This is a genomic window from Bacillus cereus group sp. BfR-BA-01330 (assembly GCF_022663885.1).
Lineage (GTDB): Bacteria > Bacillota > Bacilli > Bacillales > Bacillaceae_G > Bacillus_A > Bacillus_A cereus.
Map to the genome: position 1 here is coordinate 33,467 of NZ_JAKUGK010000016.1, position 14,945 is coordinate 48,411.

Consider the following 14,945-nt stretch of genomic DNA (forward strand, 5'->3'; position numbering starts at 1 on the left):
ACGAATATTCTAAACAAATCATAACGTATTATACGTCTTTATTCAAGCGTTTCTCGCTCTCCTAATAAACGTACCGCATAGACTTGTTCACAAAATCCTTTTAATCCGTTATAAATGCGATGCATTCGTGAATCATGGTGTACAAGTCCAAATACAGTTGGACCACTTCCACTCATTAATACAGCATCCGCTCCAAATCGCTTCATCTGTGATTTAATACGGGCAACTTCAGGATGCATTCCAAATGTTACATCTTCTAAAACGTTACCAACAGTATCACAAATTCCTTTATAATCACCAGAATTTATGACATCAACCATTTTATCTACATTCGGATGTGTAACTCGATTTAACTTTAAATTTCCATACACATCAGCAGTAGATACACCTATATGTGGTTTCGCTAAAATAACCCAACAAGAAGGCGGAGTCTTTATATGCTCAATTTTCTCTCCTCTTCCAGTGGCAATTGCTGTGCCTCCGTATACACAGAACGATACATCTGATCCAATTTCTGCGCCAAGCTCTGCTAACTCATCAATTGTAAGCCCTAAATTCCATAATTTATTAAGACCACGTAATGTGGCTGCTGCATCACTACTTCCACCTGCTAATCCAGCTGCTACTGGAATCGTTTTTTCAATAGTAATAGATACACCTTTTTTTACATTAAACTTCTCTTTTAATAATTTCGCTGCCTGATAAGCTAAATTTCGTTGGTCGTCTGGGACATACCGATTATGGGATAAAATTTCAATACGGTCTTCTGCTAATTCCGTTAGTTCTAGACGATCTGCTAAATCAATGGTTGTCATAATCATTTTCACTTCATGATATCCGTCTTGTCTTTTTCCCAGTACATCTAACGACAGATTAATCTTTGCTGGTGCTTTCACTAGTAGCTTCAATCTATTCACCCACTCTATGTACTCAATCTTTTATCGTTTATTTTACCATAAATTTATAGTAAGACGATGACACTTCCCTAATTATAACGAAAAGCATTCAGAATGAAACTACTTATGTAAAATGATGGCACCTTTTAGAGTACAAAAAGCCGAGGAATGTCTCCTCGGCTACCGTAGCATAGAAAGTATCTTACAACTACTGGTTTCGTTTCATTAATTGCTGTTCTGCAATTTCTATAGCACGTTTCACCATGTTACCAGCATCTTTCGCACGAATTCCGCCCCATCCTTCTTTCTGAACAACATCATAAAAGCCAAGCTCTTTTGCTAGCTCTTCTTTAAATTGGTTTGACATGACACCTCTTCGTCTACTCAATGCAGAGTCCCTCCTTATTTTGCTACGGTATAGTTAGTATGCAAAATAATATAGCTTTTCATTTATGGGAATATATGTAATGATATACGGATTATAAAATGACCTCATTATGAGGGTCTCCATAAAATGTTAACTCTACTGTCTCTGTTAAAACATCTGCATAACTATAAGATACACGTTGCAACGCATCTTCTTGTTGATCTAATTGTACAACAAAAACGGAACGGTATGTTTCTGCTAGTACACCTGATTGCTCCACAGTTTTTCTTCTTCCACTATTTGCTTTTAACATAAGTCGCTGTCCAAGATGGTGATCTAATTCGCTTTTAATTTCATCTAAACGTTTTGACATATACTTCGCTACACCTCGCTGTAATTTAGATTGAACACTTAAAGCACGATATATCTATCCTAATTATTAACCGCGATTCACAGCTAATATCATCCTGCGTTTGAATAGATAGAAGAAATACTATATTGTAAAAGTATCATTACGTAGTCTGCACGTTCTTACCTCTTTTTATCCAAATTCATTTAAATCCTTCCATACAAAAAAGCAAGATACATATGTATCCTGCTTACTCTTCGTAATGTTGAAAAGGTAATCCCGTTCGTAAAATCCCTCTCGTTTCAATTCCACCTAGTCCCTTTTCACCAGTAATTGTATTACGTACGACATCCCATACATTGACTCTCTCCATAAATGAAGTAAAACTAATTTTACCAACTACATATACAGGATCTAGTGCATGAATATTAATTCTAGATGGTGAACTAGCGAAATTGGCCCCTGCACGAATTAGTGCCTCAAAATGTGATTGACATGCCCCAGCAAAAATAACAAGTTGATCCAATGATGGATATTTTTTTCGCACTTCACGAACAGCCTGTACAAAATGTCTTGAATGCCTATATGCCGCTAAATCTCCCTTCACTCCTTTTGATTTTGTATATGCATCATGCCCTGTAATAACGAGAATGTCTGGGCGAAAGTGATCTATTAAGTCTACTACTTTTTCATGCATCTCCGTTTCTTTACAATGAATACCTTGAACAGGAACGCCAATTTTATTATATAAATCTAAGCACTTGCGCAAATATAAAGGGTCTCCATCTATATGCAATACACGTCCCGGCATTTGAAAATAATTCACCTCACTTGTGTATCCACCAGTTGAAGTATGTTCATGCCTTTGTTTCATCAGTACATAATCTTGTTGAAACAAACGATACGTGCGCTCCATTGTTTCTTTCTCACGCTTCACCCTTTTTTTATGTTCTCTTTGATCTATACTAATTAAATCTTCAAGTGGCGCATCCGCCACCAGTCTAATTTCCTCTCCAAACAATATAGCTATCTCGCCTTTTATTTCTATAATACGAAAAAGAATATCCCTCTTATGAGAATATCGTTCCACTAATTCTCCAACATGTAAAACCATTCTCCTACCTCCAAACTCATTAGGCCATCTTACCTGTTTTTAAAGTATGAATTTAAAGAGAGAAAGGTGACAAAAGGGACAGTTCAACTTGAACTGTCCCTTTCATATTCTTATGATAATTTATGAAGAACTAATGCATTACTTAATGTTGCAAACTCTTCAATAGATAGCGTTTCGCCTCTTCGCTTTGGATCAATTCCTACTTCTGTTAAAATTCGATCCAATAATTCCTTATCTTTCGGGAAACCATTTAAATTATTTGATAAATTATTCATCAAAGTTTTACGGCGCTGTGCGAAACTTGCTCGTACTACTTCAAAGAAGAATGTTTCATCTGTCACCTCTACAACCGGTTTCGGACGCTTTAGAAGGCGAATAATTGCAGAATCAACATTTGGCTGTGGTACAAACACTGTACGCGGTACAGTCATAACTGTTTCAACTTCTGTATAATACTGAATAGCAATCGATAAAGAACCATACTCTTTCGTTCCAGGTTTAGCAGCTAAACGATCTCCAACTTCTTTTTGCATCATAACAACAAATCCACGAACTGGTAACTTTTCTTCAAGCAATTTAAATAAAATTGGCGTTGTAATATAGTATGGTAAGTTAGCTACTACCATTACATCTTGCCCTTCTTCAAATTGCTCATTAAATACTTCATGTACATCTGCTTTTAGTACGTCTTTATTAATAACTGTAACGTTACCATATGGCGCTAACGTCTCATCTAAAATTGGTAATAGTCTTTGATCAATTTCAAAAGCCACTACTTTTTTAGCACGCTTTGCTAATTGCTCTGTTAATGCACCAATACCTGGTCCAATTTCAATTGCACCACTTTCTGAACCAATTTCTGCATGATCGACAATACGATTTAATACATTTGTATCAATTAAAAAGTTTTGTCCTAAACTTTTTTTGAATGAAAATCCATACTTTTCAACAATGTCTTTTGTACGATTTGGCGTTGCGATATCCTTCATTTTTTTTCCTCCTGTATTACTTGCTTATAAGCTTCTGCAAATGATTCCTTTGAAACTTGAAACATCTGTAATCGTTTATGTAACTGTTTTGCATTTGTATAACCAATCTTTAATAGCTTACCCATTCTTTCTCTGCGGCTCTTTGCCATTTCTCCGCCCACTAAGCCTGCATCGACTAAATCACTCCAACTAATTTCACTTGTGTAAGCTTCCATTTCTTCATGTATATTCTCTAGAGCGCGGCGAATCGACTCATTAGAAGCGTGTTCGATCCCAACACCCTTTTTCCTTTTAGCAAGCGCTTCTTCCTTCGGTAAAAAGGCATGCTTACAGCCAGGAACCTTGTCAGAAATAATTTTTCGAATACGCTCTCCAGGATAATCCGGATCTGTGAAAATAATAACGCCCCTTTTTTGCTGCGCTAATTTAACTTGCTCAATAACATGATCACCGATTGCTGAACCGTTCGTTTCAATTGTATCCGCATCAACAGCACGCTTAATCGCAACTGTATCATCTTTACCTTCTACAACGATAATCTCTTTTATTTTCATGCTTGCCTCCACACTCATTTCGTCTCTACTTAGTAAAACAAAAAAATGACGACTTTTCCATTATTATTTTCCCCATTCTTATATTTTAAAAAATAGAATAGAAAAATCTTTGTTCTCTGTCCTTATTGTAACACTTCATCATTCACATTTATTTTCTTCATCACTTCTACTAGTTTTTTTCAAAATAAAAAAGAACAGGTTTCCCCATTCTTTTTTATTCAACACCAAATAAAACTTTTGCATTTTTAGTTGTCATTTCTGCTACTTCCTCATAAGAAATTCCTTTTAAATTCGCAATTTCTTCTGCCACGAGTTTTACATAACTCGGTTCATTTCGTTTCCCTCGAAATGGATGCGGTGTTAAATACGGACAATCCGTCTCTATTAACAATTTCTCTAATGGAATCTCCGTAGCAACCTCTTTCGGCTTCTTAGCGTTTTTAAATGTAACTGGTCCACCTAACGAAATTAAAAAGTTCATATCAACACATCGCTCTGCTACCTCTACGCTGCCGCTAAAGCAATGCATAATGCCTCCTACTTCAGCTGCATTCTCTTCTTCTAGAATATCAACAATATCTTGAGTTGCATCGCGGTTATGTATAATAATCGGCAATTTTACTTTTTTCGCTAATGCAATTTGTTTACGGAATACTTCTTTCTGTATTTCTTTTGGAGACTTATCCCAGTGATAATCTAAGCCCATTTCTCCAAGTGCAACGACTTTAGGATGAGAAGCAAGTTTTTCTAACCAAGCTAAATGTTCTTCTGTCATGTCGATCGCATCAACTGGGTGCCACCCAACCGCAGCGTAAATAAAATCATAGGCTTCAGCTAATTCCATCGCCTTTTTTATCGTTACTTCATCAAAACCAACAACAACTGTATAAGTAACTCCCGCTTCTTTCATTCGGGCAATAACCTCTTGCAAATCTCCTTCGAATTGCTCTGCATTCAAATGTGAATGTGTATCAAACAACATAATACATAACTCCTTTTATATTGAAATCAAGTTTATTCTACAAAAATAAGTTCTTTAATAACTTAACGATAACAATACTACAATCTTAATGCAAAAATAGAGAGTGTAAAAAGAAAAAAGACGCTTCACACATGTTACACGTGAAACATCTCTTTTCTTGTCTTAATTACTTGATTTTTGTACCATTTGGTAGATTTTGGTCAATTGATGCTAATGACAATACGCCATTCTCTTCACCCGCTAAAATCATACCTTGCGATAATTCACCGCGTAATTTTACAGGTTTTAAGTTTGTTACACAAATAACCTTTTTACCTTTTAAGTCTTCCGGCGAATAGAATTTTGCAATTCCAGAAACAACTTGACGCTTTTCTGTACCTAAGTCTAGTTGAATTTTTAACAGCTTGTCTGCTTTTTTCACAGGTTCAGCAGATAGTACTTCAGCTACGCGTAATTCTACTTTAAAGAAATCATCAATTGTAATTTCTTCTGCCTTCGGTTCTTCTTCTTTTTTCTCTTCTACTTTAGGAGCAGAGCTTTTCATTTGTTCTTTAATGTACTCTACTTCCACTTCCATTTCTAAACGAGGGAAAATTGGGTTTCCTTTTTCTACTTTTGTTCCAGCTGGAATGCAGCCAATTGTAGATAGACTTTCCCAAGATTTATGAGCTTCATCAGTAAGGCCAAGCTGAGCAAACATCTTGCTTGGTGCTACTGTTAAGAATGGCATAAGCATAATACCTGTTTGACGAAGTACTTCTGCTAAATGAGCCATTACAGAGGCTAACTTTTCACGATCATTCTCATCTTTTGCTAATACCCATGGTTGTGTTTCATCAATATATTTATTCGTACGACTAACTAGTTGCCAAATAGATCCTAACGCTACAGAGAACTCCATATTCTCCATTGCTTCTTCTACTTTTTTCAAAGTATCTTGTGCAAACGCTACTAACGTTTCATCAAATTCCGTCACATTTGCTTTAAATGCAGGGATTTCTCCGTTAAAGTACTTATCGATCATAGCTACTGTACGATTTAATAAATTACCTAAGTCATTTGCTAAGTCGAAATTAATACGCTCCACAAATCCTTCTGGTGTAAATACGCCATCAGATCCAAATGGAACTTCACGAAGTAGGTAATAACGTAATGCATCTAATCCGTAACGATCGATTAATGTAACTGGATCTACTACGTTTCCTTTTGACTTACTCATCTTTCCATCCTTCATTAAAATCCAGCCATGAGCAAAGACTTTCTTCGGAAGAGGTAAATCTAATGCCATTAAAATTATCGGCCAATAAATTGTATGGAAACGAACAATTTCTTTCCCAACTAAATGCACATCTGCAGGCCAGAATTTTTTATATTTCTCTTCATTTGCTGTTCCATAACCTAACGCCGTAATATAGTTAGATAATGCGTCAACCCACACGTAAATAACGTGTTTTGGGTTACCAGGAACACGAACTCCCCAGTCAAATGAAGTACGAGAAACTGCTAAATCTTCTAATCCCGGTTTAATAAAATTATTAATCATTTCATTTTTACGAGACTCCGGCTGAATGAAATGTGGATTATCTTCATAGAACTTTAATAGTCTGTCGACATATTTACCCATTCTAAAGAAATAAGATTCTTCACGAACAAGTTCTACATCATGACCACTATCTGGGCTTTTTCCTCCAACTACTTTGTCGCCTTCCATAATTGGATCTACTAATTGATGCTCTGTATAGAACGTCTCATCTTGTACAGAATACCAACCTTCATATTCATCAAGATAAATGTCACCTTGATCTACTAATTGTTTAAAGATTTTTTCGACAACATCTTTATGACGATCTTCAGTTGTACGAATAAAATCATCATAAGAAATATCCATCTTCTCCCAAAGCTCTTTAATTCCTGCAACAATGTTATCAACATATGCCTGTGGCGTAATATTTAACTCTTCTGCTTTCTTTTGGATCTTCTGTCCATGCTCATCAGTTCCTGTTAAATAATGCACATTATAACCTTGCATACGCTTATATCGTGCCATCGCATCTCCTGCTACTGTCGTATAAGCATGTCCAATGTGTAATTTTCCACTTGGATAATAAATTGGGGTAGTAATATAAAAGGACTTATTTTCCTCTGTCATTGTTTTGGACCTCCCGAATAACCTCATATGTATTTATAAACAGTATATCAAAAACTCATATATAAAGTGAAACTTTAATCAGTAGGGTTTTTGTTCCTCCCCACTAATTATTAGCCTACGTTAATTGGGCTTTTACGAGCAGCCCAAATCTAACTTATCTTCTTTACGCCAACCTAATTTTCAATTTAGGTCTTAATGCTCAATATCTTTATCATCTATTGCTCATATTTCAAAAAAATATACAATATCCACTTTTAATTTATTATTTTTTCAGAAAATAATGTAAATAATTGTGGAATTTCCTCTCAATCTATTATATATAAGAAATAAGAAATCTATAAATCTTTTTAAAAAATATAGAATTTAAGAATTGACGGAAATGTAAATGATTGGTATCATATGTCCATAGGGTATTTTGTCGAAAAATGACGAATCTAAAAATAGACTCGAAACTTATAAACTATTTATTTAGGAGGAAAAAAATTATGAAATCTACTGGTATTGTTCGTAAAGTTGATGAATTAGGTCGTGTAGTAATTCCAATCGAATTACGCCGTACTTTAGGTATTGCAGAAAAGGACGCTCTTGAAATCTATGTTGATGACGAAAAAATCATCTTAAAGAAATATAAACCAAACATGACTTGCCAAGTAACTGGTGAAGTATCTGACGGTAACCTTTCTTTAGCTGAAGGTAAAATCATCTTAAGCAAAGAAGGCGCTGAGCAAATCTTAAACGAACTTCAAGATTATATCGAAACAGCAAAATAAGCTTCTCAATTATGAGAAGCTTATTTTTTATCGACATGATAGATTTGATATACATCTCTTTTCGACAAATCTCGATCTTTAGCGACTGTTTTAATCGCTTCTTTTGAATTCATACTTTTTTCATTTATATAATATTCAATATGATCATATACCGAAAGAGATTCCCACCATTGTTCTTCTGGAGCAGGTTCTTCTGTTGAACCAGATACTAAAATACAAAACTCACCACGTACTTCATTTTGCTTCGTCCACTCAATTGCTTCTTCGATTGTTCCTCGAATAAATTCCTCAAATTTTTTCGTTAACTCTCGACATAATACAATCTCTCTATTTCCCAACACTTCCTGCATCGAAATTAAAGTATCATCTAAACGATGAGGTGCTTCATAAAACATCATTGTAGTTTGTACATAACGAAGCTTTTCTAACTCCATCTTCCGTTCCTTTTTGTTTCTCTGTAAGAAACCATAGAAATAAAACTGCTTTGTTTCAAGACCGGATGCAATTAATGCTGTAAGGGCTGCATTTGCTCCAGGAAGCGGAATTACATGATATTGCTCAGCTACTGCCTCAACGACAATATCGTAACCTGGATCAGAAATACACGGCATACCAGCGTCACTAACAAGTGCTACATTCTTTCCATCCTCTAATTTCTCTAACAGTTTCTTCCCACTTACTTCTTTATTGTGCTCATGATAACTCGTGACAGGTGTTTCAATTTCAAAATAATTACAAAGTTTTTTCGTTTGTCTCGTATCTTCAGCAGCAATTAAATCAACTTCTTTTAAAATTCGGATTGCACGAAATGTCATATCTTCTAGATTTCCAATAGGAGTTGGTACTAAATATAAAACTCCCTTTTCATTTTGTTGAAAGCTTTTTTGTTGCCACATAGCGTTCTCCTTTTTGCATATATGCCTCTTTTTGTTTTCTCGTTAATTGCTTAAAGTAATACTCCGCTTGCATAGCTGTACGCTTATCATCGTGGGTCTCTACATATTTTAAAACGACAGGAAGCCTGACGCGTGTATACTTAGCCCCTTTGCCGCTATTATGAGTCTGAATTCTCTTTTCTATATGGTTTGTATATCCAGCATAATAACTTCCATCAGAGCACTCTACCACATAAAAAAAGTGCTTATTCTTCTCCATATAAAATTGAACGTAGCTCCTTTGTATATTCGTTATTGTTCTCATATACAACGAGAGGCGGTAAAATTTTCAAATCTGCATTTCCATCCTTAATTCCTTCAATTAACAATGTATTTGCTTCTTTTCCAACCTTAGGATAAACAAATTGCACACGCTTTGGTTCAATTTTATATTTACGCATTAATGTGACAATGTCTAGTAATCGCCCTGGACGATGTACAAACGCTACTTTCCCACCTTGTTTTACTAACTGACTACTTGCAGATACAACATCTTCTAATGTACACATAATTTCATGACGAGCTATCGCTAAATGTTCATTCATATTTTTCTCTGAAGTTTGAGGTGTTTGAAAATATGGTGGATTGCATGTAACAACATCATATTGATGACGCCCAAGTTTCTCTGGCATATCTTTCAAATCTCCATGTATGAGGTGAATTCTTTCTTCCAACCCATTGTATTGAACACTTCTTACTCCCATATCATATAAGCGTTCTTGAATTTCCACACCAGTAATATTTCCTTTTGTTCTTGTACTTAATAGAAGGGGAACAACCGCGTTACCTGTACACAAATCAAGTAAATTCCCCTTTTGAATTGGTACCCATGCAAAATCTGCGAGTAAAACGGCATCTAAAGAAAAATTAAATACTGATGGGCTTTGTATAATCTTCATGTCTTGTGCTAATAAGTAATCTAAACGTTCATCTTCATATAAATTCATATACTGCTCCTTTTCTTACCCTTAACCTACCCTATTTCATGTATAAAAAATTACCTTTCCAATTATAATTGGAAAGGTAATTTCACTTTTTATTTAAGAATGAAAGACAGAACAAACAATCTCCCTCTTTACGTACACTTCCATAATGTAGATTGCAAATATGAAAACCTTCTTGATATAGTCTGGCTAAATTGTCATAGCCTTCACCAATATCTGTTTTCGGCTTCACTTCTTTACGTTTTTGAGTTTTTTGTTTTTCTTTATTCTGCACTTCTTCAAAACGGTGTCGCAAATTGTTATTTTCCATTTTTATATGCTGGTTTTCTTCCAACAACTCTGCAAGATGCTGTTTTAACTCTCCCAACTGTTTATATAAATGTCCAATTTGCTCTTCCATACTAGAAACCGATTCAAAAATATCTTTTTTCTCCACAAGCACCCACCTCATTAATCTGTGGTTTGACTCGAAACGACCCCTTTATTCACTAACTCATCTAACGTATATTCTACTATCCGTTCCTTGTCTACTAGTTCCACTTGAATTAATCTTTCTAAAATATTTAATCCGATAACACGGCCAGTACCATGCGGGGTTTGTATACGTTGATCTAAATCAGGAAGTTGTTCCTTTGCTGCCTCATATTCATCATTCTCATATTTTAAGCAACACATTAAGCGACCACATAAACCAGAGATTTTTGCAGGATTTAATGATAAATTTTGATCCTTTGCCATTTTAATGGATACAGGTTCAAAATCCCCTAAAAAAGTAGAACAACAAAGCATACGACCACATGGACCAATACCACCTAGCATCTTCGCTTCATCACGAACACCAATTTGTCTTAGTTCAATTCTTGTTCTAAAAATTGCGGCTAAGTCCTTCACTAGTTCGCGGAAATCGATCCGACCATCCGCAGTAAAATAGAAAATAATCTTATTACGATCGAATGTATACTCTACATCTACAAGTTTCATATCAAGATTATGCTCTACTACCTTTTGTTGACAGACTTGATATGCTTCTTTGGCAGCATGTTTGTTCTCTTCAACAATGGTACGATCATTTTCATTTGCAATACGAATAACCTTTTTTAGCGGTAATACAACGTCGTTTTCATCAACTTGTTTTTTGGTAATAACTACTTTTCCGTATTCAATACCTCTTACCGTTTCTACAATGACAAACTCATTTTCAGAGATATCGAACTGGTTTGGATCAAAGTAATATACCTTTCCGGCCTTCTTAAAGCGAACACCTACTACATCATACAAAACGGTCATCCCTCCTGCAACCGCAACACTAACTGTTCGAACACAAGCTGCGCATTTACATTAGCGTTGATTCTATTTTTTGCCTCTAATATATTAAAGAGAGCTGATACAATGCGCTTCTGAGCATAGGAAAACGATTCAAACATCTCTTTCTGCTCATGAAAAACAAGACGATCTTCTTCTCCAAGTTGAACATATAATAAATCCTTATAAATAAGGAGTAACATATCTAAACCTTGCTGTAATTGTTCTTTCTCTCCAAAGTGTTTTCCCCATTTTTCTTGTACAAAAAAAATAGAGGTTTTATCTTTTTCGAGCGCTTCACATAATTTTATCACTAAAGCTCGTGCTTGTGCAAACCATTCATCACTACATAAAGCTAAAGCTTCATCAAAACTATTTGTAAGTTGAGCAGCAAGTGTCGATAAAGATGCTGTAATCCCTTCATCCTGTAATCTTCTAATTAAAGATTCCGTAGGTAACGGTCTAAACGTAACAACTTGGCAGCGAGATAAAATCGTATTTAAAATTTGATGACTTTGTTCAGTAAGTAAAATAGCAGTTGTATCACTACTTGGTTCTTCTAAAAATTTCAAAAGTGTATTTGCCGCATTTGCTGTCATACGATCTGCGTGCTCAATAATATATAATTTTTTATTTGCCTCTAATCCTGTTTTTGAAAACTCTTCTTGTAAATCATGAATTTGCTGCTTCTTAATAGATAATCCGTCTGGTTTTACAATATGTAAGTTAGGGTGGTTACCTGAATCAATTCGCTTACAGTTTGTACATACATGACAGGGCTCTACTCCATTCCGCTCAGAACAGAGGAAACTCTTTGCCATTTGAATTGCTGTCGCAAACTTTCCTGTCCCTTTCCCTCCCTCTAACAAGTAAGCGTGGGATATACGCTCTTTTGCAATGCTATTCATCAACATTTTTACACCGATGGGTTGTATAGCAGAAAGCTGCTCCCACGTCTTCGTCATAATGCATACCTCACTTATTTCATTCTTTCCTTCTATTATAACAATTTATCTTCTATAATCTGAACAACTTCTTCTATAAGTTTTTCCATCGGTTGATCAGCATTTACCAATACAATACGATCCGAGAAACGTTCTACAACTTGTAAATACCCTTCGCGCACACGTTTATGGAAAGAGATATCTTCCATATCTAGTCGATTTACTTCACGTCCTGCATCTTTTTCAATCCGAGCCAAACCAACCTCAGGCTCAATGTCTAGATAAATTGTTAAACTAGGCATACAGTCCTCTGTTGCGAAACGATTTATTTCAAATACCTTATCCATACCCAATCCTCTTGCATAGCCTTGGTATGCTAAAGAGCTATCTATAAAACGATCACATAACACGAGGTAGTTCTCATTAAGTGCTGGCATAACTTTTTCTACTAAATGTTGTCTGCGCGCAGCAGCATAAAGAAGCGCTTCTGTACGTGCTTCCATCATCGTATATTCTTGTTTATGTAAAATCGTCCTAATGTCCTCAGAAATTGCAATACCGCCTGGTTCCCTTGTCGCCATTACCTTCTGTGCTTTTTGTTCAAAATATGGCAATAAGCTTTTAATTAACGTTGTTTTACCTGAACCTTCTGGGCCCTCAATTGTTACAAATAATCCCTTCATCCTAAAACCTACTTTCTATATCATACACTTTCATATATTTCGTATTACCTTGAAAACGAGCTCCTGCTCTTTCTAAATACATAATTTGCTCTTTATGCTCTGAAGTAATTCTCTCTCCATACATAATTAATGGAATTCCAGGTGGATACGGAATCACCATTTCCGCCGCTATCATTCCAACAGCCTCTTCTATAGATACTATCTTTGTTTCATATCCGTCTAGTTGTTTATACGTATACGGTAAAAGAGAGAATTCACCATTATAAGTATAACGAATAGATTCCCTCTTGTCTTTCACCTCATAATGTTGCAATGCTACTTGGATCATCTCTATAACCTTCATATATCCCTCATTTACTTGTAAGGGTAAAATAAATAGGACATTGTACGGATCAGCCATCTCTGTATATATACCGACCTTTTCAAATACAGACTGTAATTCGTACCCTGATAACTGACAACGAGTTTGTACGGTGACCTTTAACTCATCTTGCAACGGATATTCTAAAATGGTGATTTGGGGAATAGAACGTAATTGTTCCTTAAATCTTCGTAAAAACTCAACAATTTCACTGTGACCTTCTTCTTTTATACGCGCCATTGTAAAGCGTGCTATATCCAAGGAAGCCATAATTGGATACGATGGACTACTAGATTGTAGCATACTTAAATAAGTAGTAACCTTATCTTCGTCTACTAAATGACTATTTATATGTAAATAGGAACCCATTGTCATTGCGGGTAATGTTTTATGTGCAGAATGAACTACAATATCTGCACCATATGTTAATGCTGACTTCGGAAATGGTTCTCCCAAACATAGATGTGCCCCATGTGCCTCATCTACCAAAACAGGGATTTTATGTGCATGTGCAAAAGCGATGCTTGCCTCTAGATCCATCCCCATACCATAATAATTAGGATGCGTTAAAATAAGTGCTTTCGCATTTGGATACTTTCCAATTGCGTTCTTAATAATTTCATTACGAACTCCCACTGGTACGTTATAAGCTTCATCAATCCATGGATCTAAAAAAATGGGATTTGCTCCCGCAAGTTTTAAACCATTAATAATTGATTTATGACAATTTCTTTGTACAAGAACAATATCATGTTCCCCGCAACAAGACAAAATCATTGCTAAGTTCCCGACTGTTGAACCATTAATTAAAAAATAACTTCTCTTTGTATTATAAACTTCAGCCAATAATTGTTGTGCCTCATCTATACATTCAAACGGACTATGCAAATCATCTAGTCCTGCTAATTCAGTTACATCAATAGATAGAATATCTTTAAACTCTCTTATTGCCTCCTGAGGGAAGTTTAAACCATTCTTATGACCAGGAACATGAAAGGATAACGGCCCTCTTTCTTTAAACTCTATTAACGCCTCATATAAAGGCATACGATTTTGATTCATCTACATCTCTTCCTTATTATTCATTCTCTATCTATTATACAGAACAAAAAAAATAATAGGCATATGCCTATTTAAAAATATGATACTTCTAATTTTCGAAGCTGCTTTAAATAATATATATATTTCGGATCATCTGTCTCTGTATTCACCATATCCTTTTCACATTCATGGCATATTAAATTATTATAAACATATATACCTTCTTTTCTTTTTGTCTCACAAACAATACAAACTTCACTTTGTAATTTCATAATCTTCCCTCCCTATTTAAGTGAACCTATTTTATACTTCTAATCCTTAACAATTTACAGAAAAATATACACCCATCTTTTATATAATATGATTAACTCTTGGGCAACGTGTTTGTATTTCCATTACTTCTTTCCCATTCTTTTTAACAATACAAAAAAACACAAGTCAAATGACTTGTGTTTTTAGTTGCTTGGCGACGTCCTACTCTCACAGGGACAAGGTCCCAACTACCATCGGCGCTAGAGAGCTTAACTTCCGTGTTCGGTATGGGAACGGGTGTGACCTCTCTGCC

Annotated in this window: 18 protein-coding genes and 1 rRNA gene; 1 reads left to right on the plus strand and 18 read right to left on the minus strand. The window is 35.4% G+C overall.

The window, feature by feature from the left end:
- Positions 1 to 38: 38 nt before the first annotated feature.
- The 8 genes from ispE to metG form a co-directional block, all read right to left on the minus strand.
- Positions 39 to 908 (minus strand): 4-(cytidine 5'-diphospho)-2-C-methyl-D-erythritol kinase, encoded by an 870-nt coding sequence (gene ispE / locus MR112_RS28010; protein ID WP_000772104.1) that lies wholly within the window; start codon positions 906 to 908, stop codon positions 39 to 41.
- 196 nt (positions 909 to 1,104) lie between these two features.
- The gene (gene sspF / locus MR112_RS28015; RefSeq protein WP_002094215.1) at positions 1,105 to 1,284 is read right to left on the minus strand and encodes an acid-soluble spore protein SspF; all 180 of its coding nucleotides are present in this window, start codon (positions 1,282 to 1,284) and stop codon (positions 1,105 to 1,107) included.
- Between the two features lie 91 nt (positions 1,285 to 1,375).
- Positions 1,376 to 1,636 (minus strand): biofilm formation stimulator Veg, encoded by a 261-nt coding sequence (gene veg, locus MR112_RS28020; protein ID WP_000044347.1) that lies wholly within the window; start codon positions 1,634 to 1,636, stop codon positions 1,376 to 1,378.
- Positions 1,637 to 1,862: 226 nt separating this feature from the next.
- Complete coding sequence (yabG, locus tag MR112_RS28025) at positions 1,863 to 2,726, minus strand: sporulation peptidase YabG (protein ID WP_000242868.1); 864 nt, start codon at positions 2,724 to 2,726, stop codon at positions 1,863 to 1,865.
- Positions 2,727 to 2,836: 110 nt separating this feature from the next.
- Positions 2,837 to 3,715: a 16S rRNA (adenine(1518)-N(6)/adenine(1519)-N(6))-dimethyltransferase RsmA gene (gene rsmA / locus MR112_RS28030; RefSeq protein ID WP_000651548.1), complete on the minus strand. Its 879-nt coding sequence runs from the start codon at positions 3,713 to 3,715 to the stop codon at positions 2,837 to 2,839.
- The gene (gene rnmV / locus MR112_RS28035) at positions 3,712 to 4,269 is read right to left on the minus strand and encodes a ribonuclease M5 (RefSeq protein ID WP_000692835.1); all 558 of its coding nucleotides are present in this window, start codon (positions 4,267 to 4,269) and stop codon (positions 3,712 to 3,714) included. Before rnmV ends, rsmA begins: the two co-directional genes overlap by 4 nt.
- 214 nt (positions 4,270 to 4,483) lie before the next feature.
- The gene (locus MR112_RS28040) at positions 4,484 to 5,251 is read right to left on the minus strand and encodes a TatD family hydrolase (protein ID WP_226368328.1); all 768 of its coding nucleotides are present in this window, start codon (positions 5,249 to 5,251) and stop codon (positions 4,484 to 4,486) included.
- A gap of 166 nt (positions 5,252 to 5,417) precedes the next feature.
- On the minus strand, positions 5,418 to 7,400 hold the full coding sequence (gene metG, locus MR112_RS28045) for a methionine--tRNA ligase (protein WP_000134132.1): 1,983 nt from the start codon (positions 7,398 to 7,400) through the stop codon (positions 5,418 to 5,420).
- Positions 7,401 to 7,885: 485 nt separating this feature from the next.
- Here metG and MR112_RS28050 point away from each other — a divergent pair, with 485 nt between their 5' ends.
- Positions 7,886 to 8,170, plus strand: coding sequence for an AbrB/MazE/SpoVT family DNA-binding domain-containing protein (locus MR112_RS28050; protein ID WP_000843036.1), 285 nt, complete (start codon positions 7,886 to 7,888; stop codon positions 8,168 to 8,170).
- Between the two features lie 20 nt (positions 8,171 to 8,190).
- On the opposite strand, the gene rsmI is transcribed toward MR112_RS28050, so the two are convergent.
- The 10 genes from rsmI to rrf form a co-directional block, all read right to left on the minus strand.
- Complete coding sequence (gene rsmI / locus MR112_RS28055) at positions 8,191 to 9,066, minus strand: 16S rRNA (cytidine(1402)-2'-O)-methyltransferase (protein ID WP_025686737.1); 876 nt, start codon at positions 9,064 to 9,066, stop codon at positions 8,191 to 8,193.
- Complete coding sequence (locus MR112_RS28060) at positions 9,035 to 9,325, minus strand: GIY-YIG nuclease family protein (protein ID WP_000414350.1); 291 nt, start codon at positions 9,323 to 9,325, stop codon at positions 9,035 to 9,037. The genes rsmI and MR112_RS28060 overlap by 32 nt, the downstream gene beginning before the upstream one ends.
- Entirely contained in the window at positions 9,312 to 10,052 is a 741-nt protein-coding gene (locus MR112_RS28065; RefSeq protein ID WP_001055366.1) for a tRNA1(Val) (adenine(37)-N6)-methyltransferase, read from the minus strand. The genes MR112_RS28060 and MR112_RS28065 overlap by 14 nt, the downstream gene beginning before the upstream one ends.
- Positions 10,053 to 10,134: 82 nt before the next feature.
- On the minus strand, positions 10,135 to 10,485 hold the full coding sequence (gene yabA, locus MR112_RS28070) for a DNA replication initiation control protein YabA (protein ID WP_000412063.1): 351 nt from the start codon (positions 10,483 to 10,485) through the stop codon (positions 10,135 to 10,137).
- Positions 10,486 to 10,499: 14 nt separating this feature from the next.
- Complete coding sequence (locus tag MR112_RS28075; RefSeq protein WP_000272429.1) at positions 10,500 to 11,327, minus strand: PSP1 domain-containing protein; 828 nt, start codon at positions 11,325 to 11,327, stop codon at positions 10,500 to 10,502.
- A 5-nt stretch (positions 11,328 to 11,332) separates the two neighbouring features.
- Positions 11,333 to 12,316 (minus strand): DNA polymerase III subunit delta', encoded by a 984-nt coding sequence (gene holB, locus MR112_RS28080; protein ID WP_000169564.1) that lies wholly within the window; start codon positions 12,314 to 12,316, stop codon positions 11,333 to 11,335.
- Between the two features lie 35 nt (positions 12,317 to 12,351).
- Positions 12,352 to 12,978, minus strand: coding sequence for a dTMP kinase (tmk, locus tag MR112_RS28085; RefSeq protein ID WP_000677218.1), 627 nt, complete (start codon positions 12,976 to 12,978; stop codon positions 12,352 to 12,354).
- Between the two features lies 1 nt (position 12,979).
- Positions 12,980 to 14,401, minus strand: coding sequence for an aminotransferase class I/II-fold pyridoxal phosphate-dependent enzyme (locus tag MR112_RS28090; RefSeq protein ID WP_226368327.1), 1,422 nt, complete (start codon positions 14,399 to 14,401; stop codon positions 12,980 to 12,982).
- 71 nt (positions 14,402 to 14,472) lie between these two features.
- A complete protein-coding gene (locus MR112_RS28095) occupies positions 14,473 to 14,652 on the minus strand; it encodes a sigma factor G inhibitor Gin (protein ID WP_000776278.1) in 180 nt (59 codons plus the stop codon).
- 189 nt (positions 14,653 to 14,841) lie between these two features.
- Positions 14,842 to 14,945 (minus strand): 5S ribosomal RNA (rrf, locus tag MR112_RS28100); the annotation flags it as partial.

Bases quoted from the DNA above. Each gene is read 5' to 3' on its own strand.
- rnmV (WP_000692835.1), bottom strand. From the start codon at position 4,269: ATGAAAATAAAAGAGATTATCGTTGTAGAAGGTAAAGATGATACAGTT.
- MR112_RS28040 (WP_226368328.1), bottom strand. From the start codon at position 5,251: ATGTTGTTTGATACACATTCACATTTGAATGCAGAGCAATTCGAAGGA.
- yabG (WP_000242868.1), bottom strand. From the start codon at position 2,726: ATGGTTTTACATGTTGGAGAATTAGTGGAACGATATTCTCATAAGAGG.
- rsmI (WP_025686737.1), bottom strand. From the start codon at position 9,066: ATGTGGCAACAAAAAAGCTTTCAACAAAATGAAAAGGGAGTTTTATAT.
- metG (WP_000134132.1), bottom strand. From the start codon at position 7,400: ATGACAGAGGAAAATAAGTCCTTTTATATTACTACCCCAATTTATTAT.
- MR112_RS28065 (WP_001055366.1), bottom strand. From the start codon at position 10,052: ATGAATTTATATGAAGATGAACGTTTAGATTACTTATTAGCACAAGAC.
- MR112_RS28050 (WP_000843036.1), top strand. From the start codon at position 7,886: ATGAAATCTACTGGTATTGTTCGTAAAGTTGATGAATTAGGTCGTGTA.
- MR112_RS28090 (WP_226368327.1), bottom strand. From the start codon at position 14,401: ATGAATCAAAATCGTATGCCTTTATATGAGGCGTTAATAGAGTTTAAA.
- MR112_RS28060 (WP_000414350.1), bottom strand. From the start codon at position 9,325: ATGGAGAAGAATAAGCACTTTTTTTATGTGGTAGAGTGCTCTGATGGA.
- MR112_RS28095 (WP_000776278.1), bottom strand. From the start codon at position 14,652: ATGAAATTACAAAGTGAAGTTTGTATTGTTTGTGAGACAAAAAGAAAA.
- rsmA (WP_000651548.1), bottom strand. From the start codon at position 3,715: ATGAAGGATATCGCAACGCCAAATCGTACAAAAGACATTGTTGAAAAG.
- veg (WP_000044347.1), bottom strand. From the start codon at position 1,636: ATGTCAAAACGTTTAGATGAAATTAAAAGCGAATTAGATCACCATCTT.
- tmk (WP_000677218.1), bottom strand. From the start codon at position 12,978: ATGAAGGGATTATTTGTAACAATTGAGGGCCCAGAAGGTTCAGGTAAA.
- holB (WP_000169564.1), bottom strand. From the start codon at position 12,316: ATGACGAAGACGTGGGAGCAGCTTTCTGCTATACAACCCATCGGTGTA.